The sequence below is a fragment of the Natrinema altunense genome (genome assembly GCF_000731985.1).
In the GTDB taxonomy this organism is placed as follows: domain Archaea; phylum Halobacteriota; class Halobacteria; order Halobacteriales; family Natrialbaceae; genus Natrinema; species Natrinema altunense.
Genome location: NZ_JNCS01000002.1, coordinates 89,125 through 111,661, shown reverse-complemented (window position 1 = coordinate 111,661; position 22,537 = coordinate 89,125). Strand labels below are relative to the sequence as shown.

At 66.1% G+C, this 22,537-nt stretch carries 25 protein-coding genes; 10 read left to right on the top strand and 15 right to left on the bottom strand.

Annotated elements, in window-relative coordinates; translation table 11 throughout:
* Positions 1-132: 132 nt before the first annotated feature.
* On the bottom strand, positions 133-867 hold the full coding sequence (locus ALTAJ2_RS04785; protein WP_007108106.1) for a DUF7409 domain-containing protein: 735 nt from the start codon (positions 865-867) through the stop codon (positions 133-135).
* A gap of 202 nt (positions 868-1,069) precedes the next feature.
* Here ALTAJ2_RS04785 and ALTAJ2_RS04780 point away from each other — a divergent pair, with 202 nt between their 5' ends.
* Positions 1,070-2,353 carry a hypothetical protein gene (locus ALTAJ2_RS04780; protein WP_007108105.1) on the top strand — a complete coding sequence of 428 codons (1,284 nt, stop codon included), beginning with the start codon at positions 1,070-1,072 and terminating at the stop codon, positions 2,351-2,353.
* Positions 2,354-2,403: 50 nt separating this feature from the next.
* On the opposite strand, the gene ALTAJ2_RS04775 is transcribed toward ALTAJ2_RS04780, so the two are convergent.
* Positions 2,404-2,823 carry a thiol-disulfide oxidoreductase DCC family protein gene (locus tag ALTAJ2_RS04775; RefSeq protein ID WP_007108104.1) on the bottom strand — a complete coding sequence of 140 codons (420 nt, stop codon included), beginning with the start codon at positions 2,821-2,823 and terminating at the stop codon, positions 2,404-2,406.
* A gap of 61 nt (positions 2,824-2,884) precedes the next feature.
* A complete protein-coding gene (locus ALTAJ2_RS04770) occupies positions 2,885-3,931 on the bottom strand; it encodes a phytoene/squalene synthase family protein (RefSeq protein ID WP_007108103.1) in 1,047 nt (348 codons plus the stop codon).
* A gap of 129 nt (positions 3,932-4,060) precedes the next feature.
* On the opposite strand from ALTAJ2_RS04770, the gene ALTAJ2_RS04765 reads away from it, so the two are divergent.
* The 4 genes from ALTAJ2_RS04765 to ALTAJ2_RS19580 all read left to right on the top strand — a co-directional run bounded on the left by ALTAJ2_RS04765 (position 4,061) and on the right by ALTAJ2_RS19580 (position 8,303).
* Positions 4,061-4,729 (top strand): SDR family oxidoreductase, encoded by a 669-nt coding sequence (locus ALTAJ2_RS04765; RefSeq protein ID WP_007108102.1) that lies wholly within the window; start codon positions 4,061-4,063, stop codon positions 4,727-4,729.
* A gap of 291 nt (positions 4,730-5,020) precedes the next feature.
* Positions 5,021-6,673, top strand: a complete 1,653-nt coding sequence (locus ALTAJ2_RS04760) for a long-chain fatty acid--CoA ligase (RefSeq protein ID WP_007108101.1) — start codon at positions 5,021-5,023, stop codon at positions 6,671-6,673.
* Positions 6,674-6,874: 201 nt separating this feature from the next.
* Positions 6,875-8,020, top strand: coding sequence for an acyl-CoA dehydrogenase (locus ALTAJ2_RS04755; protein WP_007108100.1), 1,146 nt, complete (start codon positions 6,875-6,877; stop codon positions 8,018-8,020).
* 121 nt (positions 8,021-8,141) lie between these two features.
* Complete coding sequence (locus ALTAJ2_RS19580; protein ID WP_007108099.1) at positions 8,142-8,303, top strand: hypothetical protein; 162 nt, start codon at positions 8,142-8,144, stop codon at positions 8,301-8,303.
* A 39-nt stretch (positions 8,304-8,342) separates the two neighbouring features.
* Here ALTAJ2_RS19580 and ALTAJ2_RS04750 read toward each other — a convergent pair whose 3' ends face one another.
* Positions 8,343-8,630 (bottom strand): PadR family transcriptional regulator, encoded by a 288-nt coding sequence (locus tag ALTAJ2_RS04750; RefSeq protein ID WP_007108098.1) that lies wholly within the window; start codon positions 8,628-8,630, stop codon positions 8,343-8,345.
* 46 nt (positions 8,631-8,676) lie between these two features.
* Entirely contained in the window at positions 8,677-9,579 is a 903-nt protein-coding gene (locus tag ALTAJ2_RS04745; protein ID WP_007108097.1) for a DUF3267 domain-containing protein, read from the bottom strand.
* A 104-nt stretch (positions 9,580-9,683) separates the two neighbouring features.
* On the opposite strand from ALTAJ2_RS04745, the gene ALTAJ2_RS04740 reads away from it, so the two are divergent.
* Positions 9,684-9,980: a DUF7111 family protein gene (locus ALTAJ2_RS04740; protein ID WP_049899817.1), complete on the top strand. Its 297-nt coding sequence runs from the start codon at positions 9,684-9,686 to the stop codon at positions 9,978-9,980.
* A gap of 33 nt (positions 9,981-10,013) precedes the next feature.
* On the opposite strand, the gene ALTAJ2_RS04735 is transcribed toward ALTAJ2_RS04740, so the two are convergent.
* Entirely contained in the window at positions 10,014-10,340 is a 327-nt protein-coding gene (locus ALTAJ2_RS04735) for a DUF7410 domain-containing protein (protein ID WP_007108095.1), read from the bottom strand.
* Positions 10,341-10,480: 140 nt separating this feature from the next.
* Between ALTAJ2_RS04735 and ALTAJ2_RS04730 the strand changes: the two genes are divergently transcribed.
* Positions 10,481-11,902 (top strand): heme o synthase, encoded by a 1,422-nt coding sequence (locus ALTAJ2_RS04730; protein WP_007108094.1) that lies wholly within the window; start codon positions 10,481-10,483, stop codon positions 11,900-11,902.
* 158 nt (positions 11,903-12,060) lie between these two features.
* Here the strand turns inward: ALTAJ2_RS04730 and ALTAJ2_RS04725 are convergent, their stop codons facing one another.
* The 4 genes from ALTAJ2_RS04725 to ALTAJ2_RS04710 form a co-directional block, all read right to left on the bottom strand.
* The gene (locus ALTAJ2_RS04725) at positions 12,061-12,780 is read right to left on the bottom strand and encodes a DUF2270 domain-containing protein (protein ID WP_007108093.1); all 720 of its coding nucleotides are present in this window, start codon (positions 12,778-12,780) and stop codon (positions 12,061-12,063) included.
* A 177-nt stretch (positions 12,781-12,957) separates the two neighbouring features.
* Entirely contained in the window at positions 12,958-14,577 is a 1,620-nt protein-coding gene (locus ALTAJ2_RS04720) for an SLC13 family permease (RefSeq protein ID WP_081603328.1), read from the bottom strand.
* Between the two features lie 163 nt (positions 14,578-14,740).
* A complete protein-coding gene (locus tag ALTAJ2_RS04715; RefSeq protein WP_007108091.1) occupies positions 14,741-14,986 on the bottom strand; it encodes a hypothetical protein in 246 nt (81 codons plus the stop codon).
* 177 nt (positions 14,987-15,163) lie between these two features.
* Entirely contained in the window at positions 15,164-16,231 is a 1,068-nt protein-coding gene (locus ALTAJ2_RS04710) for a M42 family metallopeptidase (RefSeq protein ID WP_007108090.1), read from the bottom strand.
* 125 nt (positions 16,232-16,356) lie between these two features.
* Here ALTAJ2_RS04710 and ALTAJ2_RS04705 point away from each other — a divergent pair, with 125 nt between their 5' ends.
* Together ALTAJ2_RS04705 and ALTAJ2_RS04700 are read left to right on the top strand one after the other, a co-directional pair.
* Complete coding sequence (locus ALTAJ2_RS04705) at positions 16,357-17,523, top strand: thiolase C-terminal domain-containing protein (RefSeq protein ID WP_007108089.1); 1,167 nt, start codon at positions 16,357-16,359, stop codon at positions 17,521-17,523.
* Complete coding sequence (locus ALTAJ2_RS04700; protein WP_007108088.1) at positions 17,520-17,912, top strand: Zn-ribbon domain-containing OB-fold protein; 393 nt, start codon at positions 17,520-17,522, stop codon at positions 17,910-17,912. Before ALTAJ2_RS04705 ends, ALTAJ2_RS04700 begins: the two co-directional genes overlap by 4 nt.
* A 64-nt stretch (positions 17,913-17,976) precedes the next feature.
* Here the strand turns inward: ALTAJ2_RS04700 and ALTAJ2_RS04695 are convergent, their stop codons facing one another.
* The 4 genes from ALTAJ2_RS04695 to ALTAJ2_RS04680 all read right to left on the bottom strand — a co-directional run bounded on the left by ALTAJ2_RS04695 (position 17,977) and on the right by ALTAJ2_RS04680 (position 20,840).
* Positions 17,977-18,921 (bottom strand): alpha/beta fold hydrolase, encoded by a 945-nt coding sequence (locus ALTAJ2_RS04695; protein ID WP_007108087.1) that lies wholly within the window; start codon positions 18,919-18,921, stop codon positions 17,977-17,979.
* A gap of 67 nt (positions 18,922-18,988) precedes the next feature.
* Entirely contained in the window at positions 18,989-19,210 is a 222-nt protein-coding gene (locus ALTAJ2_RS04690; protein WP_007108086.1) for a hypothetical protein, read from the bottom strand.
* 119 nt (positions 19,211-19,329) lie between these two features.
* Positions 19,330-20,421, bottom strand: a complete 1,092-nt coding sequence (meaB, locus tag ALTAJ2_RS04685) for a methylmalonyl Co-A mutase-associated GTPase MeaB (protein WP_049899801.1) — start codon at positions 20,419-20,421, stop codon at positions 19,330-19,332.
* Positions 20,422-20,423: 2 nt separating this feature from the next.
* On the bottom strand, positions 20,424-20,840 hold the full coding sequence (locus ALTAJ2_RS04680) for a cobalamin B12-binding domain-containing protein (RefSeq protein WP_007108084.1): 417 nt from the start codon (positions 20,838-20,840) through the stop codon (positions 20,424-20,426).
* Between the two features lie 230 nt (positions 20,841-21,070).
* Between ALTAJ2_RS04680 and ALTAJ2_RS04675 the strand changes: the two genes are divergently transcribed.
* Positions 21,071-21,745 (top strand): HD domain-containing protein, encoded by a 675-nt coding sequence (locus tag ALTAJ2_RS04675; RefSeq protein ID WP_081603327.1) that lies wholly within the window; start codon positions 21,071-21,073, stop codon positions 21,743-21,745.
* A 45-nt stretch (positions 21,746-21,790) separates the two neighbouring features.
* On the opposite strand, the gene ALTAJ2_RS04670 is transcribed toward ALTAJ2_RS04675, so the two are convergent.
* Positions 21,791-22,471 carry a LysE family translocator gene (locus tag ALTAJ2_RS04670; RefSeq protein ID WP_007108082.1) on the bottom strand — a complete coding sequence of 227 codons (681 nt, stop codon included), beginning with the start codon at positions 22,469-22,471 and terminating at the stop codon, positions 21,791-21,793.
* Positions 22,472-22,537: the final 66 nt, after the last annotated feature.

Here is a 22,537-nt window from a genome sequence, read left to right as displayed (position 1 = left end):
TCAGTCCGGGAAACCGACGGATCGGTACCAGTCGAATCGACTCCGGTGCCGAGTCCCGCCCGTCGATCATCCAGTCGCGGCGTGAGTCGCTCGGGAGCCGTTTCGATCCTCGCCGCGGCCGCGTCGGTTCGCTCAGCTTCCGAGCAGTTCCCGCGCGTTGTGTCGCCACGTCCGGACGTGAAGGATGTTCAGCTCGAGGACGGTGGCGACCGCCATCGCGTCGATCGTCGCGAGTCGCTCCGCCGAGCGGATGCCGGCCTCGGCCAGCGCGTCGGCGTCGTCGGGGCCGACGCCCGTGACCGCCGTGACCGGCGTCGGCCTGGGATACGGCCGCTCCGACGGGCGCTCGCGCTCGACCGCGACGGGTGCCGAGTGATCGTACTCGAAGGCTTGCCAGTCCTCGCCGTCGCTGACGGCGATCCACTCGCGCTCGGCATCGCCCAACCCTCGCACTTCGCTCGAGCGCCGGTCGAGGTCGCCTTCGCTTTCAAACGACCAGGGCAGCGAGTAGCGCCGGCGGAGGGTGTCCGCGACCGGTTCGTCGACGCCCGCGTCGAGTAACATGCGGTAGGAGTACTCCTTGTCGGCGATCGTGGCCGGATCGATATCGACCGCCTCGAGAACCTCGCGCTCGTCCGGTTCGATCGCCGCGTCGGTCGTTGGCTCGATGTCCGCGTCCGTCGCGGCGTCGGCCGCTTCGAACAAGTCCGCCTCGTCGAACTCGAGTTCGACGGGAGCGCCGGCAGCGGTGGCCGAGTCACCGTCGTCGCTGACGTCGACGGTGATTCCGATATCGACGACACGGCCCCCCTCGTCGCTCTCAGTCGTCCCCGTATTCGTGTCGCTGACGACGTTTTTTTCGCTCACGCGAGTCACCGGTTGTCCGTAGCTCACACTGTCCCGTCTTGAAACTTATCCTCGACCGCCGCGTCCGGAGCGACCGGCGGCGGAACCCGGCAGCGACGGGCATCGATGCGGGGAATCGAACTTGGCGATCGCCACCCGTCTCTCGCGTCGAGAACTTTCCCTGGGAGAAGCTATTTAGTGTTGATACGCGAGTTTCGAAACGATGCGCCGCACTCGACTCGCGTTCTGCTGTTGGTTCGTCGTCGGCACCCTCTGTGTCACCGCCGCTGCTGGCGCGCCCCCTCCAATACAGCTCTGTGGGGTCTGTGGCCCGAGCACCGGGAACGAGGCCGCGATCGCGGGTGCGACCGGTCACGGCACGCTCGACATCTATATCGACGATGCCGGAGACTCCCGGTGGGAGGCCCGCGTCCCGGTCACCGAGACCGCCGCCGAGCGCTACCGGACGAACGCGACCGCGCTCGAGGCCGCGGTCGACGACGCCTGGGCGCGGTACCACGCGGCCGACGGCGACGTCCGAACGGTCGACTCGCGTCTCGAGGACGAAACGGTCGTCGTGAATTACACCGTCGACGATGTCGCGAGCCGCGGCGTCGGCGACGCGTGGCTCGTCGAGTACTTCGCCGTCGGCACGTCGAACACCCGGTACGGGAGGGTGGCCGATCGGGTGACTGTCCACACCCCAGAGGGGACCGAAATCACGAACCGCGTCCCCGCCGCCGAGATCGACGGGACCGCCGCAACGTGGACGGACGACGCCGAGTTCGACGAGCAGACGTACCTCACCTACGGCAGCGGCGGCGTCCGCGGGACGGTGACCGGCTACGCCACGATCGGGCTCGAGAGGGGCCCGACGGCGCTCGATCACGGCGTGAGCGGCGGTCTCTTCCCGGCCGTCTTGCTTGGACTCGTTGGCGTCGTGATCGGTCGCATCGACACGGGGATCGATGCCTTCGACGCCGCGACGCTCGAGCGGCTGATCGTCGCCGTCGGTGCCGTCGGCGCGGGTGGCTTCCTCGTCGTCGGCGTCGCCGCGACCGGTGCCGACCCCGCGCCGGGTGCCGTCGCACTGGCCGCACTCGGGGTCGGCTACGCCCTGCTCGGGAGTACGGCCCGCCGGTTCGGTGACGGACTCGAGACTCGCGGACTGGTCGGGCTGTCAATCCTCGCGACGGTCGCCGCCACAGGGGTAACCCTCCTGCTCGCCGGCCCGCCGGTGTACGCGTTCCCGCTCTGTTTCGGTGCGGCCACCGCGCTCTGTCTCCCGATCGGGTACGCCGCCGAGCGCGGGCGATTCCCGATCGGGCTCGTCGCGGTCGCCGCACTCACACCGGTCGTCGCGATTGCGAGCATCGCTCCCGTCTCCCTGTTCGGATACGGACCGGCCGTCTACGGCGTCCTCCTGGTGCCATGGGTCGGAAGTGTCGCGGTCTTTGGCTACCCGCTCGCACTGCTCGGCCGGCGGCTAGCGCTCGGCGTCGACTGAGCGATCTCGCGGGCAGTTCCGACGCGAGACCGAGCGTCCCGACACCGGCGCTACTCGAGGAATCGCGCACCGGCGTCGACGTCCGCTGGCGGCATGGCACACTGATCCTTCTTGCCGAACCAGCGATAGCGGCGCGCGGCGACGAAGTCGTAGCCCCAGTCACGGAGCCGTTGCGGGAGGAAGCGGAACGGACCTAGCAGGGCGTAGGGGCCGCCGAGGAGCCGCGCGATGCGAATGACCGCGTCCGATTTGACGTAGCAGTCCTCGCCCTCGATCAGGACGACGGACTCGAGGTCGTCGGTCGGGAGGTCGTGCTCGGCGAGCAACTCCGTACCAACGTCGGACTGGAGGGAGGCAAAGCGGAACTGCCCCTCCGTATCCCGGGGGAGAACGAACTGGACGAACCCGTTACAGAGGTTACAGACGCCGTCGAAGAGGATAATCGGGCCGTCCGGGACAGCCGAACTCATTGGATACGTGTCAGTACGTCCCGACGCGAGTTCAACGTACCGGTCGGCGAGGGCTCGCCCGCTACTGGTGGAGCGGCTGTTCCGCCATCTTGCTGCGGAGTTCCTCGAGTCGAGAGCGGGAGACGCCGTCCTCGAACTGCTGGAGGAGGGCGAACACTTCCGCTCGAGAGACCTTGACGTCGCCCTCGCGGACGACGTCTTCGGGGCGCTCGCGCAGTTCTCGGAGCGTTCCGACGGCGAGCAGGTAGGGGATCGCCCACGCCGAGAGGCGGTTGCCGTTGTGTTCGGGGACGACTTCGAGGTAGCGCTGGGCGTCGTCGAGGTAGCTCTCGGCGCGGCCTGTCACCCGCTTGATGACGTTCGTGACGCCACCGTGGTGGGCCTCGTCGGTGACTGCCTCGACGTCGACGTCCTCCGCCGCGAGCCACTCGGCGGGGAGGTAGACGTTGTTCTCCTCGTGATAGTCGTCGTCGACGTCCTTGGCGATGTTGACAAGTTGCAAGAGGAGGGCGAACGACCGGGCGTTTTCCCGCATCTCCGTCGCCCGTTCCTGCGAGGTGCCGCGAGCGACCAGCCCCGTGATCAGGGTACCGACGGTCCCGGCAGCGTACCAGCAGTACTCCTCGAGTTCCTCGATCGTCTGGAGCCGCAATCCGCCCTCGGTGGAGTACCGGTCGGTGAACATCGCCATGCCGTCGACGAGTTCGCGGACCGGTTCGCGCATGATTTCGCGGGGCTCCTCGTCGAGCGATTCGAAGGTCCGCAGTACCCGCGGCGTCTCGGCGACCACGTCCCAGTCGTCGGTTCGATCCTCGGGAATCCACGGCTCGACGTCGTCCATGAAGGCCGTGATCGATTCCTCGGCGTCCGGATCGAGCAGTCGGTCGTATTCGGCGAGGAGTTCGGTCTGTGCGTCCGGCGGGATATGCCCCGCATCCTCGATCGTGTCTGCAATCCGACAAAGGAGGTACCCGATACAGATGTGTCTCGCCATCGGCTCCTCGAGCCGATCGATCGTGATCGAAAAAGTCCGCGAAACGCCGTGAACCGCGTCGTAACACCACTCGAGATCGGCGTCGGTGGGAGGTTCGGGCTGGCCCGTGGTCATCTACTCGTGTTCATTTCGTGACCCCCGGGGAAAAACGCCGCGGTCGCGGCGTGCTCTTCCGGCCGGCGGAAATCGGGACGGCGCGGCGACTCGGAGCACCCGCTCTCGGCGCCGGACGACACAACCGGTATGTGGCCGAGCGACGAAACGACGGCCGTGAGCCAGACCATACTCATCGCCGGATCGCACGGTCAGGTCGGACAGCACGTCACGGAACTGCTCGGCGAGAGCGAGCGGACCGCTCGAGCGATGATCCGAACGGAATCGCAGGCCGACGAGATGACCGCCCGCGGCGGGGAGCCGGTCGTCGCGGATCTGACCGGGGATGTCGAGCACGCGGTCGAGGGTTGTGACGCGATCGTCTTCGCAGCCGGCTCCGGCGGGGACGACGTCTACGGCGTCGACCGCGACGGCGCGATTTCCCTGATCGACGCGGCCAGCGAAGCGGGCGTCGACCGGTTCGTCATGCTCAGTTCGATGGGCGCCGACGAGCCGGCGGCGGGACCCGAGCCGCTTCGGGACTACCTGATCGCCAAAGCCGAAGCCGACGAGTACCTCCGCACGAGCGATCTGACCGAGACGATCGTTCGCCCGGGCGAACTGACCACCGACCCCGGAACCGGCGAGATCCGAGCGGGCAACGGGCTCGATCCGGATTCCGGTTCCATTCCCCGCGAAGACGTCGCACGGACGCTCGTGACCGCGCTCGACTTCGAGCCGGTGTACGGGGAGACGTTCGAAATCCTGTCGGGAGCGACGCCGATCGAGGACGCGCTCGCGACCGTCGGTTCGAGTTGAGGCAGGGCTCGAGCAACGGTACAGCGTCGACGAACCGGCATCGAACGCCGTTCGCACGGGTCGTCCGGAGATACGACCGTTGTCGTGGGGTTCTCGCTTCCCGTAAATGCCGTATCCGTGGAACTGGCTGTCACACTACTGTCCTCGTCGGCTCGGGCATCTGAACCGCATCGGTTATTTTTCTCTAGATGTCCGTTCATCCTATTCGGGTCGGAACGATCGGAAATCCGGTCATAGCAGTGTGTGTATGAAAAGAATAATACAGTCATTGTGCTACAGTAGAACACGAAGATGCCAGGCGGAACAGATCAAACACTTCGGCCGTTCTTGTGGCGTGCGACAAACCTCTATTCCGACACGGAAATCGTCTCCCGGAACCACGACGGGATGCAACGATACACCTACAGCGAGTACGAGGGGCGAACGAGCCAGCTCGCGAACGCCCTCGACGAGTACGGGATCGAGAGCGGCGACCGCGTCGGGACCTTCTGTTGGAATCACTCGCGTCACTTCGAGACGTACTTCGCCGTCCCCTCGATCGGCGCACAACTCCACACGATCAATCCCCTGCTTCCGGACGCCCACATCCAGTATATCGTCGACAACGCCGACGACGAACTGATCTTCGTCGACCAGTCGCTCGCGTCGAAACTCGCCGGTGCCGTCGCCGATGCCGACGACGAGTTCGATGGCGTCGACTTCGTCGTCATGGGACACGAGGCGGCCGACGATCTCGAGGCGACGCCGTACGAGTCGTTCATCGAGGGCCACGCGACCGACTACGACTGGCCCGACGTCGACGAGGACCAGCCCGCGGGGATGTGTTACACCTCGGGGACGACCGGGAACCCGAAAGGCGTCGAATACACCCAGCAGATGCTCTGGAGCCACACGATGGCGTCCCAGACGCCACAAGGGATTCCGATGGCCGACGACGACGTCGTCATGCCCGTGGTCCCGATGTTCCACGTCAACGCCTGGGGGATGCCGTTTACGGCGACCGCGGGCGGAGCCAAACAGGTCTTCCCCGGCCCCTCCCCGGAGCCAGAAGACCTCGCGACCCTCATCGAAAACGAGGGCGTGACCATCAGCGCCGGCGTCCCGACCGTCTGGCTGGGACTGATGGAGTACTGCTCGGAGCACGACGTCGACCTCTCGACGCTCGAGACAGTCATCGTCGGCGGTTCGGCGGCACCGAAATCGATGGTCGAGTGGTTCGACACTCAAGGCGTCGAGGTGCTTCACGCCTGGGGCATGACCGAGATGGCCCCGATCGGCTCGGTCTCTCACCTCAAATCCGATCTGGCGACTGCGGACTACGACACCCAGGTCGAAAAGCGCAGCAAACAGGGCCTCGTGGTCCCCGGCCTCGAGTTCAAAGTCATCGACGACGACGGCGAGGAGATCGTCTGGAACGGGCAGGAGTTCGGCGAACTGTGGATCCGCGGGCCGTGGGTGACGACGGAGTACTTCGAGCGCCCCGAGGCCAACGAGGCGGACTTCGAGGACGGCTGGCTCAAGACCGGCGACGTCGTTACCGTCGACAAGGACGGCTACATCAAGATCGTCGACCGGGAGAAGGACGTGATCAAATCCGGCGGCGAGTGGATTTCGTCGGTCGAACTCGAGAACGCGATCATGGCCCACGACGGCGTCGCCGAGGCGGCCGTCGTCGGCGTGCCCCACGAGCGCTGGCAGGAACGACCGGTCGCGTTCGTCGTGCCCGCCGAGGGAGCGGATCGCGAGACGCTCGTCGACGAGATCAACGAACTACTCGCCGACGAGTATCCCAAGTGGTGGCTGCCGGACGAGATCGAGTTCATCAAGGAAGTGCCCAAGACGGCAACGGGCAAGTTCTCGAAGAAGGACATCCGCGAGGAGTACGCCGACCAGTCCCTGGTCGAGGGACAGGTTCCGGACGAGGCTGCCCCGGACCGGAACTGACTGCAGTCACGGTTCGTTTTCGCCGGGAGCCACGACAGCCGTCGCCAGCGTCGGGACGCCGGACGCCTCGGTGACACAGGCGGGGAGCCGAGTCCGTCGCTGCCGATCCGTGGCCCACGAGTGGCCGATTTCCCTCCCGCGACTGACACGGGACGGACGGAAGAAAGAACAGTAAAGGGTAATGATTCCTAATGCGGCGATATGGACTTTGGACTATCGGCCGAGCAGCAACAGATTCGAGACATGGTGTCGGAATTCGTCGACGAGGAGGTCGTCCCGGTCGCCGAGGAGATCGACCACGAGGACGAGTTCCCCGCCGACCTCGTCAGTGAGATGGCCGACCTGGGGCTGATGGGGATGCCCTTCCCCGAGGAGTACGGCGGCGCCGGACTGGACTATCACTCGTATGCGATCGGGCTCGAGGAGATCGCTCGAGGCTCGGGCGGGCTGGGGACGATCGTCGCCGCCCACACGTCGCTGGCCGGGAACATGCTCTACGAGTTCGGCGACGAGTCCCAGAAGGAGGAGTATCTCACCCCCGTCGCGGCGGGCGAGGACGTCGGCGCGTTCGCACTTTCGGAGGCCGGCGCGGGCAGCGACGTGCCGGCGATGGAGACCACCGCCGAGAAGGACGGCGACGAGTACGTCATCAACGGCGGGAAGCTCTGGATCTCGAACGGCTCCGTGGCGGACACGGTCACGCTCTTCGCGAAGACCGACCCCGATGCGGGCAACAAGGGCATCTCGTCCTTTATCGTCCGCCCCGAGGAGGACGACGGCTTCATCGTCGAAGGCACCGAGGACAAACTCGGCGACAAGGGCTGTCCGACCGCCGAGCTCCGATTCGACGACCTTCGAATCCCGGACTCGCGGCTGCTCGGCGAGGAGGGCGACGGCTTCGTCCACGCGCTGAAGACCCTCAACGGCGGCCGGATCACGATCGCCGCCCGCGGCGTCGGCATCGCCCGCGCGGCCTTCGAGGAGGCCCGCGACTACGCCAACGAGCGCGAGCAGTTCGGCCAGCCGATCGGCGAGTTCCAGTCGATCAAGCACAAGCTCGCCGACATGGACACGAAGATCCAAGCCGCCAAGATGCTCATGCACAAGGCCGCCGACAAGAAAATCCGCGGCGAGAACTACATCAAGGACGCCGCTCAGGCCAAGCTCTACGCCTCCGAAGTGAGCCGGGAGGTCGCCAACGAAGGCATCCAGATCCACGGCGGCTACGGCTACACCAAGGACTTCGCCGCTCAGCGGTTCTACCGGGACGCCAAGCTCAACGAGATCTACGAGGGCACCAGCGAAGTGCTCCGGAACACGATCGGCGATCAACTGCTCGAGGAGTAGCCCCCCGACTTCCCGCGTCAAGAGCCTGCGGCTTGCGGATCGACCATCCGACTGCTTTGCCGATCGCCTTTGTTCCGCATTCTTTCGGCATGTTTATAACGGTGCTGGGTACAGTGAACCTATGGACCGTACGGAGCTGTTCCTCGCGATCATCGCGTATACGCTGATCGTGCGAACGTTCGGCGAGAAAGCCGAGGCCGCGATGCTCCCGCTGTTCGTCTTGCTGTTCGCGCTCCCGATCTACGTCGTCGTCCATCTCTACAGGAATCCCTCGCTCGAGTGACGACACGGCACGCCAGCCGGAGCCGCCACACCGGTGTCGTCAGTCCCCGTCCTCGAGACAGTCCACCACCCAATCGTAGTGTGCTCGGACTCGCCGCTCCCCGCCGTCGGTCAGCGCGTAGACATCGTGCAGACCCTCGGTCCGCTTCTCGACGATTCCCGCGTCGACTAGCGCCGACAGCGAGCCGTAGAACGACTTCGGCTCGAGTCGGTCGTCGTAGTGGGACTCGAGGCGCGATTTCAGCTGTTGCCCCCGCAGTTCGCCGTCGGCGGCGGCGAGCAGGAAACAGATGTCTCGGCGACGGCCGCTTCGAAGCCACTTGGTCATACGGTCCGTCCGTACGACGGGCGCTCGAACGTTACGGTTGCCGCGTTCACTCGGACGCGAGACGCCGCCGAAGGGTCGCGACGACCGTCCACGCGAGGCCGCCGAGGGCGGCCGTGCCGACCAACGGGCCATCGCCGAGCTCGAGGACGGCGGTGCCGCCGGGTCGGTGGTCGTGACGGACGAGCAGCCAGCCCCGCTCGGGGGCCCCGAGGACGACGTCGCCGGAGCCGAATGCGAGCGAGAGCAACACCGCGAGGAGGGCGTAGGCCGCGACCGCAGCGAGGGTGCCCACGCTGCCGGTCAGGAACCGCGAGAGCAGCGTCGTCCCGGGGAGACGGCTCACCTGCTCGTCGGTGCCGTAAATCCCGAAGCCCCGCACGCCGTCCGGGGGGTCGCCGACGCGAACGTCGGCGGGGTACTGACAGAGGACGGCGGCCATCCAGAGGTCGCCGATCGAGCCGGCCGCGTTCGCCGCCAGCGGGACGATCAGCAGCGGCGTGGGGACGACGACCATCGCGGCGAGGCCGACAACCGTGATCACGACGAACGGCGCGAGCAGGGCGACGAGCAGTTGGTTCCGCGTGTAGTTCGCGTCGCTGGTCTCCGCGTAGGCGTACGGCAACACGAAATAGGAGACGCCGATCCCGTATCGCGGCGTATCGCCGTAGCGGGCCATGAACACGCCGTGAAGCAGTTCGTGCGGGACGACGACGCAGACGAGCAGTCCGATGGAGACGGCGATCCAACTCACTACCGTCGGCGGCGAGGACGGCGCGATCACGATCGGCTCGAGCGAGGTCCCGCGGAGCCACGCGAGGACGTGGCCGAGCGCGTAGGCGAACCCGAAGAAGCCGACCGCGGAAACGACGAGCCACTGGAGGGCGACCGATCGCGTGAGTCGAAACGTCGCGAGCGGGCGACGAACCGGGAGGGAATCCGAACGGCTCACTGGTCGGAGCCTCGGAGGCAACCGAAAAATCGGTGTCGATGTTCGGCCTTGACGTTCCGACCGGAACCGACAGTTTCCCGGTGGGCGCGTCCCGAGTGACGAGTATGACCGACGATCGAACGGCGGCGGCCAACGGGATCAAGGCGACCTACGAGGAGACCGAGACCGAACGAATCCTCGCGTTCGAACGCGACGCCGGCGACTACGGGACCGGCGGGACCGCCGCGATCGCACAGAACCGCGAGGGGTACGCGATGTTGAAGGTGCGACCCGCCGCCGACGGTGACGAACTCGAGCGCTACTACGGGTTCGAGATGGCACTCGACCACGTCGGGGAGTTGCTGGGCGTTTCGCCACACGACCTACCGATTCCGGCGGCCGCCGAAGACATGGGGATGTAGTCGAACACGGCCGACGAGACGCGACCGAGGCGTTCAGACCACGAAGGCGGCGACGATGAGGAGGCCGAAGTACAGCACCACGAGAACGCCGAGCGCGTACAGTCGGAAGCGCCGCAGTGCAGCGCGCTCGTCGCGAGCGGCCCGCTCGGCGGCCGCTCGTTCGCGATCGGAGAGACGGTCGTGATGCTCGCGGCCGCGGTGGAGCGACTCGAACGCCGGTCGCCGAAACGGTCGCTTGCAGTACGGGCATCGGGCCGACGGCGTCTCATCCCGAACGTCGATATCGGGAGCACTGGCCGAGGGAGGTCCCGATGTATCGGTGGCGGTCCCGTGGACGTGACGGTGCGCGTCGCCGGACACGGAGGGCGCTACGTTGTCGAGTACAATCCCTTTTCGGTCGCCTCTCGAGGACCGCGGTCACGGCCGATCCCGTCCGCGACGGGTGGGAAAAAGCGAGAGCCCTAAATACACGGAGTCGAACGGTGTAGACGATAATAGCCGTGGCAACAGAGTCGTTCCCCCGCCCGATCGGCACGCGACGCCGCTTTTCCGCACTGCTCACAGCGACCGCGCTGGGCGTCTATCTGCTGTTGATCGTCGGCGCGACGACTTCGCTGACGAACGCGGCCGCGTCGTGTTCGACGTGGCCGACCTGTCACGCCCCGGTCGACCCGTTGAACCAGACCGAACTCGCGATCGCGTGGGGCCATCGGCTCACCGCCGTCGTCGTCGGCCTGCTCGTCGCCGTCACGGCGTACGCCGCCGCCTTCGGTGACGCCTCGCGGCGCGTCCGGGCGACGCTCGTCGCCGCCGCCGCGCTCTATGTCGTCCAGGTCGGCGTCGGTGCCGCCACCGCGACGATCGGTCCCGAGGCTGTCCTCCCCGGACTCCACCTCGCGCTCGGGCTCGTGATCTTCTCGGGGGTCGTCCTCGCGCTTGCCTGGGACCTCGAACTCGCGACCGGCAGCGCGGACGAGGACGGCATCGACTCGCCGGCCCCGCTCGAGGAGTCGACGCCGACCGCCGCCGAACGTACGCTGCCCGCGAGTCGGATAGCCCGCGCCCGACTGACCGCCTTCGCCTATTTCAAGATGATGAAGCCACGCCTGATGTGGCTGCTCTGTCTGGTCGCCGCCGCCGGGATGGCGCTGGCCGCCGGCCGCGACCTCGAGACCACGACGATCGTCGCGACGCTCGGCGGCGGCGTCCTCGCGATCGGTGCGAGCGGGACGTTCAATCACGTCCTCGAGCGCGACGTGGATCAGAAGATGTCCCGCACCGCCGACCGGCCGCTGGCGGTCGACCTGATTCCGGTCCGCAACGCGCTGGCGTTCGGGCTCGCACTGACCGCGGCGTCACTGGCCGCGTTCCTGACGATCAACCGGCTCGCGGCGGCGCTCGGGCTCGCGGCAATCGTGTTCTACAGCGTCGTCTACACGCTCTTGCTCAAGCCGAACACGGTCCAGAACACGGTCATCGGCGGTGCTGCCGGCGCGTTGCCCGCACTCATCGGCTGGGCGGCCGTCACGAACGAGATCGGCTGGCCGGGGCTCGCGCTCGCGGGCGTGATCTTCCTGTGGACGCCGGCGCACTTCTACAACCTCGCGCTGGCCTACAAGGACGACTACGCTCGCGGCGGGTTCCCGATGATGCCCGTCGTCCGCGGGGAGACCGAGACGCGAAAGCAGATCGTCTACTACATCGCCGCGACGCTCGTGAGTTCGATCGCGCTGGCCTGGATCACCGACCTCGGCGCGCTGTACGCCGGCACGGTCGTCGTCTTCGGCGGGATCTTCCTCTGGACCGCTGTGCGACTCCACTTCGAGCAGACCGAGGCCGCCGCGTTCCGGTCGTTCCACGCCTCGAACGCCTTCCTCGGGGCCGTGCTGGTCGCGATCCTCGTGGACGCGCTCGCGTTCTGACCGATGGCGGGAAGCGTATGGAAGCGTTTTTCGCCGCTGACTGTGGCCGTCTTCGGTCCCTCCGGTTCGGCGGTATCGCGGTCTTAGCTCGAGCCGATCGCGGCTGTTTCCGCCCCGGCTTCGGATCGCGGTCGCGTCGACTTCGTCTGAATGTGGACTTATTGGTCCGTCTCCTTCCAGTCGTCGGGATCCCCTTCGCGGAACTCGCCCTTAGCACGGCGCTCACGGGGCCAGAAGGTGATGCCCAGCAGTACGACGTAGCACACGCCCACAGCGGTAATCACAACAATCCCGGGGATACGGCCGATTTCGGCGGTTGTCAGCCAGTCTTGGCGCGGCGCGAACGCTGTAATCCTGAAGACCCACGCGACCAATAGGACACCGAGCAGAGGAAGGTACACACGGCGGAGCCGGTTTGCGAGCGCTTCGCCTAACGAGACTTTCAGCGTTGGCCTGCGATAGTCCCTGCTCAGCTCCGCCCGCCAGTCGTGACTTTCAGTGCCTTGGGACGGATCGAGGGCGTTTGCGAGCAGGTTCTCTTGGATGACTCGAGTACGAGAGCGGAAGACATCGTAGTCCCGGTACCGCCGTGCTTCGATACCCAGAAAGATCGCGACGACAACGATCCCGATCAGCAAGATATAGTGTGGGTTATCGGTACTCGAAAACGCCCACGTCAAGATCGCTGCCATCAGCGTTACTGCCCACTTCGTCGTCTCATCGAGGCGCTGTCGCCACGTCCCCACTCGGTCTATCTCTCCGCGATAGGCGTGGGCCATCACCGAACCGAGTCCCGTACTGTCGTCGACCATTTCGCGACCGATCTCCCGTTGGTCCGGTGCTGTCGGATCGAACTCGTCGCCACTCGAATCGGACATAGGGAAGAGACATCTCCTCGCTCCATAAGCAGTTATGGTGAACGGCGCGATCCGAGTGGCACGGAACGATCTCCGATCTTCCGTGATCGAGCAAAACCGGAGTTTCAGGGCCTCGTGGTCCGATTCCGCACGATGACGAGAACCTCCGCGTCTCGAGCCGGTTGATTCCGGGACGATTTACCAGAGCAGGTGCGGCCAGACGAAGGTAAACAGGAACCAGATCACGGCCGTCAGCACGACCGTCATGACCGCGTTCAGGACCAGTCCCGCCCGGAGCATGTGGCGCTGTTCGACGTATCCGCTGCCGAAGACGATGGCGTTGGGCGGCGTCGCGACCGGGAGCGCGAAGGCGAAACTCGCGGCGATCGTCCCGGCGACCGAGAGGAAAAGCGCCGTCGAGAAGTCGGTCAAGCCGAGCGTCGCGGAAAAGACGCTGCCGAGGCTAATCAGGATGGGAACGATGATGCTGGTCGTCGCCGAGTTCGACGTCATCTCGGTCAGGAAGACGACCAGCAACACGACCGCGCCGATGACGAGGACGATGGGCGCACCGACGAGTCCGCCGAACACGGTGTCGGCGATCCACTCCGTCGCACCCGTGTCCGCGAGGGCGTTCGCCAACGAGATACCGCCGCCGAACAGCAACAACGTCCCCCAGTCGATGTCGACCAGTTCCTCCCACTCCATCGTGTCGGCCAGCACGAGCGCGGGAATCGCCGCGACGCCGACCATGACGTAGTAGAGCAGTCCCTGGTGGCCCTCGACGCCAAAGACCGTCATTCCCTCGCCGCCGAACACGGTCGTCATCCAGACGCTCGAGAGGTACGGCTCGAAGAGGTCGCCGAGTCCGCCGAGCATCCAGAGGCCGGCCGTCGCGGCGAAGATCGCCGCCACCCGTTTCCCGCGGGGATCGAGTTCGCCTTCGGCCGCGAGTTGCTCCCGGGCGGTAGCTCGCGCCCGCTCGACGTCCGGCACCTCGGGCGGGTACAGCACGTACGTCAGGAGGAACCAGACGAGCGGCAGCGTCACGACGACGACCGGGAACCCGACGAGGAACCACTCCGCAAATCCGATCTCGTAGTCCAGAATGGCGTTGAGTTGGCCGACGAGGATCGCGTTCGGTGGCGTACCGATGATCGTCCCGACGCCGCCGACGCTCGCGGCGTAGGCGGTCCCGAGCAGCATCGAGATCTGGAGGTTCGTAAACGCGGCCGTCGAGTCGCCGTGCCCGCCGTCGGTGAGGGGTTCGGACGTCTCACCGTCCCGCGGCGGGGCCTGTGACGACGCGAGATCGTCGCGATCAAGTACCTGCGTGAGGACCCCGACCGCGATCGGCGTCATCATCGCGGCCGTCGCGGTGTTCGAAACCCACATCGAGAGCACGGCGGTGACGCTCATGATGGCGAGAATCAACCGTCGCGGTGAACTGCCCAGCTTTGCGATGGCGTACAGCGCGATCCGTCGGTCGATATCGTACTTCTGGATGGCGTTTGCGAGCATGAAGCCGGCCAGAAACAGGAAAATGATGTGATCCGCGAATCCGACGAGAGCCGCGTCCATCGAGTCGTAGACGCCGGTGCCGGTCAACAACACGGGGATCGTCAGCGCGGTCACCGCCAGCGGGAGCGCACCGGTCACCCAGAGGAACCCGGCGAAGAACATCGTCGCGATTGCGTACTGACCCGCCATCGAGAGGCCGGTCGGAGAGGGAGCGGCCCCGATCGCAACCGCCCCGGTTGCTGCCAGAAGGAATTGTACTGATCGCCTGTTTGAACCGGCCAACAGTCCGTGTATCATTGATACACGAGAACGTATTCATCATCGTTATTAATGTTTTACATCCGTTGTCGTGCGATCGGACCCGTGGCCTCCCGATCGTCGGATAGCGGGACGAACGCCGCCTCCGCGACATCTCTCCGGGCGACGGAATCGATAGCGATCGACGCCGTCGACGGATCGACTAAAAATGGTCGACGATAGCACGCAACTGCTCGTCGGTGAGGGCTGCACTGTAGAGATCGAGCAGCGTCTCCCGGCGCGCTCGAGAGAGCGATCGATTCCCGCTCTCGAGCATCGAGACGTGGGCCTGCATGAGTTCGTCGACCTCCCGCTCGACCGCCCGTTGGTCGTACCCGGCGGCGACCCGGAGGAGTCGCCAGGCGCGCGGCGAAATGTCGTCGAGAGCGGGACTGTCGGAGCCGTTCATGAGGGACAGTACACGTCAAATGAGAGGCATCGTTGAAATGTGCTTCGTCAGGGAGTCCCGTTTTTCGCTGCGCTCGTCGGGAAAACCGGGACCGTCACGCTTGCCGGCCGATCCGAGCGCTCGCTCGTCGCTGGTCCGCTCGCATCGGTCCGTACGGCCACGACATCGGGTCGCCCGTTAGAGCGTGTACTCGTACTCGCCGCTCTCGGTCTCGAGGAACGCCTCGAGCAGGTCGATCGTCGCCGCGATGTCGTCGACGTGGGCGGTCTCGGTCACGGTGTGGAGGTAGCGGGTCGGGACTGAGATCGCACCGACGGGTTTCGCGCCCGAGGACCGCTGGAAGCCGGCGGTGTCGGTCCCGCCCGAGGGAAGGATCTCGAGCTGGTGGTCGATGTCCTCGTCCTCGGCGAGCGACTGGAGGCGGTCGTTGAGTTTCGGGTTCGTGATGACGCTCGAGTCTTTGAGTTTGATCGCGGTTCCCGCTCCGAGTTCGGTGACGTGCTCGCCGGCGTCGAAGCCGGGAATGTCGTTGGCGACCGTCACGTCGAGTGCGATCGCGAGGTCGGGGTCGATGTCGATGCCCAGCGCACGAGCGCCCCGCAGACCGATCTCCTCCTGAGCGGTCGCACAGAAGTGGATCGTTACCTGCGGGTCCGTCAACCGGCGGGCCGCCTCGAGCATGGCGCACAGACAGACGCGATCGTCCAGCGCCTTGCCGGTGACCGTCTCGCCGACGCGCTCGGTCGTCTGGGTCATCGTGACGAGATCGCCGGGCGAGACGCGCTCCGCGAGGTCCTCGTAGGGAAGGCCAGGGTCGAGGACGACGTCCTCGACGGCGGGGGGCTGCTCGCGCTCGTCGTCGTCTAACGTGTGCGGGGGCGGCGACCCGATAACCGCCGGAACGTCCCCGTCGTCGGCATGGATGGTTACGCGCTGGGCCTTCAACACCCGCGCGTCCCAGCCGCCGAGCGCGTCGAGTTCGACGAACCCGTAGCCGTCATCCGTTTCCGTGACGTGGCGAATCATAAAGCCGATCTCGTCCATGTGGGCCGCGACGGCCACCGAGTAGTCGCGTTCGCCGTCGAGGGTGCCGACGACGTTGCCCATCGCATCGGTTCGCACGCGGTCGACGCTGTCCTCGAGTTCTCGGACGACGAGTTCGCGAACGCGGTCCTCGTAACCGGGGACGCCACTGGTCTCCGTCAACTCCGTCAGGAGATCGAAATCGAACGGAACGGTTGTCATACTCTCGCGTGAGTCGCGATCGCTTATAAGGTCGCGGAAAGAAATCGTTTAGATATCAGTAAGAATATGATTTCTGCGGCCGTAACCGCGGAGTATTAACGGGTTCGCACACTACACGTGTGTACATGAGTGACGTACGTGTCGCAGGCACAGGGCTGACGTCGTTCGGTAACAGCCCCGAACGGACCAGTCGGGACCTCTTCGCCGAAGCGACCATCACGGCGTTCGAAGAGAGCGGCGTTCCCCGAGACGACGTAGAGGCCGTCCTCTACGGCAACTTCATGGGCGAACTCTCCGAGCATCAGGGCCATCAGGGGCCGCTGATGGCCGAAGCGGCGGGGGTCCAGGCACCCGCAACCCGATACGAGTCCGCGTGCGCCTCGAGCGGTACCGCGGTCCGCGAGGCGGTCAAACGGATTCGAACCGGCGAGAACGACGTGGTGCTCGTCGGCGGGGCAGAGCGGATGACCAACCTCGGTACCGCGGGCGCGACCGAAGCGCTCGCGATCGCCGCGGACGACCTCTGGGAAGTGCGCGCCGGCGTGACGTTCCCCGGTGCGTACGCACTGATGGCTCAGGCCTATTTCGACGCGTTCGGCGGCGAGCACGAAGATCTGGCCCATATCGCCGTCAAGAACCACGAGAACGCGCTCTCCAACGACAAAGCCCAGTACCAGCGCGCGATCGAGGTTAGCGACGTTCTCGAGGCCCCGCCGGTCTCGGAGCCGCTCGGCCTCTACGACGCCTGTCCGATCTCGGACGGCGCGTCGGCGCTCGTGCTGACGAGCGAGGCCTACGCCGAGGATCACGATCTCGAGGCCCCGGTCGCGATCACGGGCACCGGTCAGGGCGGCGACCGGATGGCGCTGCACGACCGCGAGCACCTGGCGCGCTCGCCCGCCGCACGCGAGGCCGGCGCTGAGGCGTACGCCGACGCCGGCGTCGACGCCGGTGACGTGGACTTCGCGGAGGTCCACGACTGCTTTACCATCGCCGAAGTGCTCGCGCTCGAGGCGCTCGATCTCGAGCCGATCGGCGAGGGGATCTCGGCGGCCCGCGACGGCCGGACGACCGCGGATGGCGAGACGCCGATCAACCTCTCGGGCGGACTGAAGGCGAAGGGTCACCCGGTCGGCGCGACCGGCGCATCCCAGATCGCCGAGGTGACCGAGCTGTTGGCCGGCCACCATCCCAACAGCGACCACGTCGCGGACGCGACCACCGCCGTCGCCCACAACGCGGGTGGCACCGTCGCGAGCGCGACCGTTCACGTTCTGGAGGTGGACCGATGAGCGATTCCGACCCCGTCGCCGACGCCGGCTTCGACGAGTGGCTCGCGGCCGCCGCGGAGGGCGACGCCTACTATCTGGAGTGTGCAAACGGCCACGGCTCCCTGCCGCCGCGCCGCGTCTGTCCCGACTGCGGCTCGACCGACATCGCCGAGGTCGAACTCCCAGAAACGGGCGAGATCCGGACGGTTACGGTCACGCACGTTCCGACGCCGGCCTTCGAGGACGACGCTCCCTACGCGACGGCCGTCGTCGACTTCGGCCCCGTTCGCCTGACCGGCCAGGTCGTCGGCATCGACGTCGAGGACGTCGAGACCGGACTCACCGTCGCCCTCGAGATCACGACCGCGGAGACGACGGGCGATCGCGTGATCGGCCTCCGGCCGGTCTAACAGTTCGGGAACGACGATCGCGCATCGTTTTCACGCTCGACCGTAGAACCGGGTTCCGCCTCGACTATTTGCTCGAGCCCGCGTCGGCACGCGGGAGTTCCGCGCTCAGATACTCGACGAACGTGTCGGGGTGTTCGGCGTGGGGTAACTGCGTCGCGTAGTCGACGACGACCAGATCGAGGTCGGCCGCCTCGGCGAGGTTCCGGCCCTCGCGGAGCGGGACGAGTTCGGCGTCGCGGCCCCAGACCAGCGTCGTCGGTATCTCGAGGGCGGCCAGTTCCGTCGCGAGGTCGAAGTCGGGATCGAGGGCACCCGCGGCGAAGGAGGCCGGGGCGTAGCGCGCGCCGGACTGGTGGGCGCTGTCCCAGGCGTAGTCGACTTCCGCGGCGCTGATCCGGTCGGCGTCGTAGTAGCCGTCCCGGTCGTAGAAGTACCGGATCGAGGGTTTGCTCGCGAGCAGGTTGTACAGCGTCGTGCCCACGATCGGCGTTCGCAGGAGCGTCCGGACCCACGGCCGCTCGTCGGTCGTCTCGTCGGCCGGACAGATCAGGACGAGACGCTCGAGTCCGGTCTCGCCGGCGGCGTCGACGGCGAACGTCCCGGACAGCGACGAGGCGACGACGATCGGCTCGTCGGTGATCTCGTCCGCGAAGTCGCGCACGAATTCGCCGTAGAGGGCTCCGGAGTAGACCAGGGGCGGCCGCTCCGAGCGACCGAACCCGGGAAGGTCGACCGCGTAGACGTGGTAGTTCTCGGCCAGTCGTTCGACGATCGGCTCGAACTCGTGGCTGCTCGCGCCCGCATAGACCCCGTGGAGCAGCAGCATGTCGGGGTCGTTCGGATCGCCGGCGACGGTGTAGGTCGTCTCGATCCCGCGCCAGCGATACGTCCGTTCGATACCGACCAGCGGGTTCTCGAGGTCGCTCGCACGTCGCTTGAGGAGGCGGTTTCCGAGGACGACACCACCGACTGTTCCGAGGGCTGCACCGAGGACCGTTCGGGCTTTCATAGCGGGTCGTTAGGCGGCAACGGCCTTAGACCTCAGGTCTTGGTTCGCGCCGAGCGATGCAGCCATCTCAGACGGCGTGACCGTGACTCCACCGGACCCAACAGGCCTCGATGGCGTGCAAGACGAGATACAGCAGCAGAAACATGCCCAGGAATATCGGTCCGACGGAGCCGACGACCAGCGTTGCGATCGCCCACCCGATCGGGCAGTCGGTTTCTCGATCCGTCGCATCGACGTAGACGGCGTACGCTCCGCCGAGCAGCAGGCTTCCGTACAGGAGACCAATCATACGAAAATGTTAAATATATTTATTCAATGTTTCGGTAATTGAACAGTGTATCTCAGCATCATTTCGGCCGAGCGGCGTAACGCTCGAGCGACTAGCGAGGCTGAAACAGAGTGGTACCCCTACTCCCGGTTCGAGCCGTCCTCTCGCGGTCCGGTCTCGAGGTTCTCGACGCAGGCCTCGACGGGGGCGAGCACGTCGCTGGTGATCGAGTACGGGTCCGTCTCGCCCAGCCGGACGGCCTCCGCGAGCCCGTCGATCCCGCCGCTTTCGGCGAGTTCGTCCTCGAGCAGCGAGTGGACGTCCTCGCGCAACAGGGTACGGATCTCCTCGGCGTGGCGCTGGCGGACCTTCTCGGCGTGAGTGCCGGAGTCGACGAGGTGCATGCGATGGTTCGCGAGTTCGTCGATGAAGGTCTCGATGCCGGTCCCTTTCGTCGCGACCGTTTCGACGATCGGCGGGGTCCAGCCCTCGTCTTCGTCGTCCGTCTCGTCGACGGCGGCGTTACCGCTGCTCATCACGTCAGCACCGTGGTGCCCGCCGCTGCCGCCGGCGAGACCGCTTTCCTCGCCGAGGTGAACCATCTCCCGGAGTTCCTGGACGGTGCGGTCCGCGCCGTCGCGGTCCGCCTTGTTGACGACGAAGACGTCGGCGATCTCGAGGATGCCGGCTTTCAGCGTCTGGATGTCGTCGCCCGAGCCCGGCGGGACGAGTACGGCGACGGTGTCGGCGGTCCGAACGATGTCGATCTCGTTTTGCCCGGCACCGACGGTCTCGATGATGATCTTGTCCTTCCCGAAGGCGTCCATCGCCTTCACCGCGTCCGCGGTCGCCGTCGAGAGGCCGCCGAGCGTGCCGCGGGCGCTCATCGAACGAACGAAGACATCCATATCGCCCACGGCGGAAGCCATCCGAATCCGATCCCCGAGGACGGCTCCGCCGCTGAACGGCGAGGAGGGATCGATCGCGATGATCCCGACCGTCTCGCCGCGGTCGCGGTACTCCTCGGCGAGCTTGTCGACCAGCGTCGACTTGCCCGCGCCCGGCGAGCCGGTGATCCCGATCACGTCGGCGTCGCCGGTATGTGCGTAGAGTTCCGATACGAGCTCCCGATAGCCCGGCGACCGATTCTCGATCTTCGAGATGACCCGGGCGAGCGCACGGTGTTCCCCCGCCAGTAGCGCCTCGAGCAGCGACTCGTCGTCGGCGTCCATGGTCATCGCTGCGGCGCGTTCTCGCGGACGAACTCGATGGTCTCCTCGATCGAAGTTCCGGGGCCGAAGATCGCCGCCACACCGTCCTCTTTGAGCCCCTCGCGATCCTCCTCGGGGATGACGCCGCCGGCGAGAACGAGCGTGTCTTCCTTGGCACCGTACTCCTCGAGGCCGTCCATGATCTTCGGGACGAGCGTGTCGTGGGCTCCCGAGAGGATGGAGATGCCGAGCACGTCGACGTCCTCTTGGACCGCGGCCTGGACGATCTCCTCGGGCGCTTTGTGCAGTCCGGAATAGATGACCTCGAAGCCGGCGTCCCGGAACGCGCGGGCGATGACGTGAGCGCCGCGATCGTGACCGTCGAGACCGACTTTGGCGACGAGACACCGAATCGACTCCGCTTCCTGTTCGCTACTCATACCCACCCATACCCGAGCCGACTGTTTGACTTTAACGGAAGTTGGTGGGGGTTGCGGCGTCAGTGACGAAACTCGCTGTTCCGATCCGACTCGAGCATGACTTCGGCCGGTTCGATAAAATACCATGACTGTCATTTCTCATCGAAACCGGTCCGAACCAAAGGCTAAAGAACGAAACGACCGAACATTCCGGTAATGACTATCATTCGTCTATTGCGGAGGGATCTATCGTGGGCGTTGAAATAAAGGAAACGCGAGTGACCGACGCGGAGTTCGAGGAGATGAAAGGGTTCGTCTTCGAGTATCTCGCCGCCAGCGTCGAGAAGGAAGAGGAAGGCGGTCGCATGCGCTGGTATCCCTGGCACTCCGCCGAGTACCGGCACAACCACATCCTCAACGTCGTCGAACTCGCGACCGACATCGCCGAGGCGGAGGGCGCGGACGTCGACGTCACCCGCGTCGCCGCCCTCTTTCACGACGTCGCCAAACTCGAGACCGACCAGGAACTCCACGCCGAGGCCGGCGCTCACGTCGCCCGCGAGTACCTCGAGTCGCGCGCCGAGTACCCCGAGTCGTTCATCCAGCAGGTGTGTCGCGCCATCGAACACCACTCCTATCAGGGCGACCTGACCGATCTCGCCCTCGAGACCCAGTGTCTCATCGAGGCCGACCTCCTCGACAAGGTCGGCGCGAACGGCACCGCCCTGATGCTGTTGCGGATGGGCTACGAAGCCCGCACCCACATGGACTCCGACGAGATGGTCGAGCGCGTCCTCGAACGCGGGTACGACGCCGCCTCGCGCGTCCAGAGCGAGACCGCCGAGGGCATCGCCCACCAGCGTCTGAAACGCGTCAAGTGGTTCAGGGAGTGGCTCGAGGACGAAATCGCCGCGCTGGGCGAGTAAACGGCCCGCGATCGAACCCGTCCGTACACGGCGAGGCCCCGTCGTTCAGACGATTCGAACGGCACCCAGCAGCAGGAACAGCAGTCCGAACCCGACGAGGACGACCGCGCTCAGCGCTGCGATCGTGGGTGCGAAGGCGTCGACGCGCTTCCCCGCCGCGACCAGCGCCGCCGGATAGGCGACGACCCAGATCGCGATCCCCGCGAAGAACCCGAGTAGCAGTGCCGGCGAGCCAGTCTGGACGACCAACGCTCCCTCGAGTACCCCGCCAACGGCCGGCGCGTACGATAACACGTCGAGCGTTCCCGACTCGAGCAGGCCGACGCCGACGGTGAGCCAGAAGCCGATCTGGTAGGGATTGGTCAAAGAGAGGACGAACGTCTTCCGGAACCCCGTGGCAGCGGCCCGACCGGCGTCGGTAAACGACGTGGTGGCCCGCGCGTCGCCGATCGCGCCGATCGCGAAGTACAACATCAGACAGCCGCCGGCCAGATAGAGCGCCGGGCGGACCGCCGGGACGCTGTCGAGGACGGCGACGAGTCCGGCAAGCGTGAGCGCGAAGAAAATCGCGTCCGCCAGCATCGCGCCGAGTCCGGCCCGGAACCCGGCCGTCCAGCCACGGACGACGCTCTCCTCGGCGATGATCGCGTTCATCGGCCCCGGCGGAGCCGCGAGCGCGAGTCCGAAAACGACGCCGGCCAGTGTAGTGGTAACGGGCGAAGCCACGAGTCTCGGTCTCGACTGGGTCCGCCGCCGTGAAAAGGCCAGTGATCGGACCGAACCGGCGTTTAG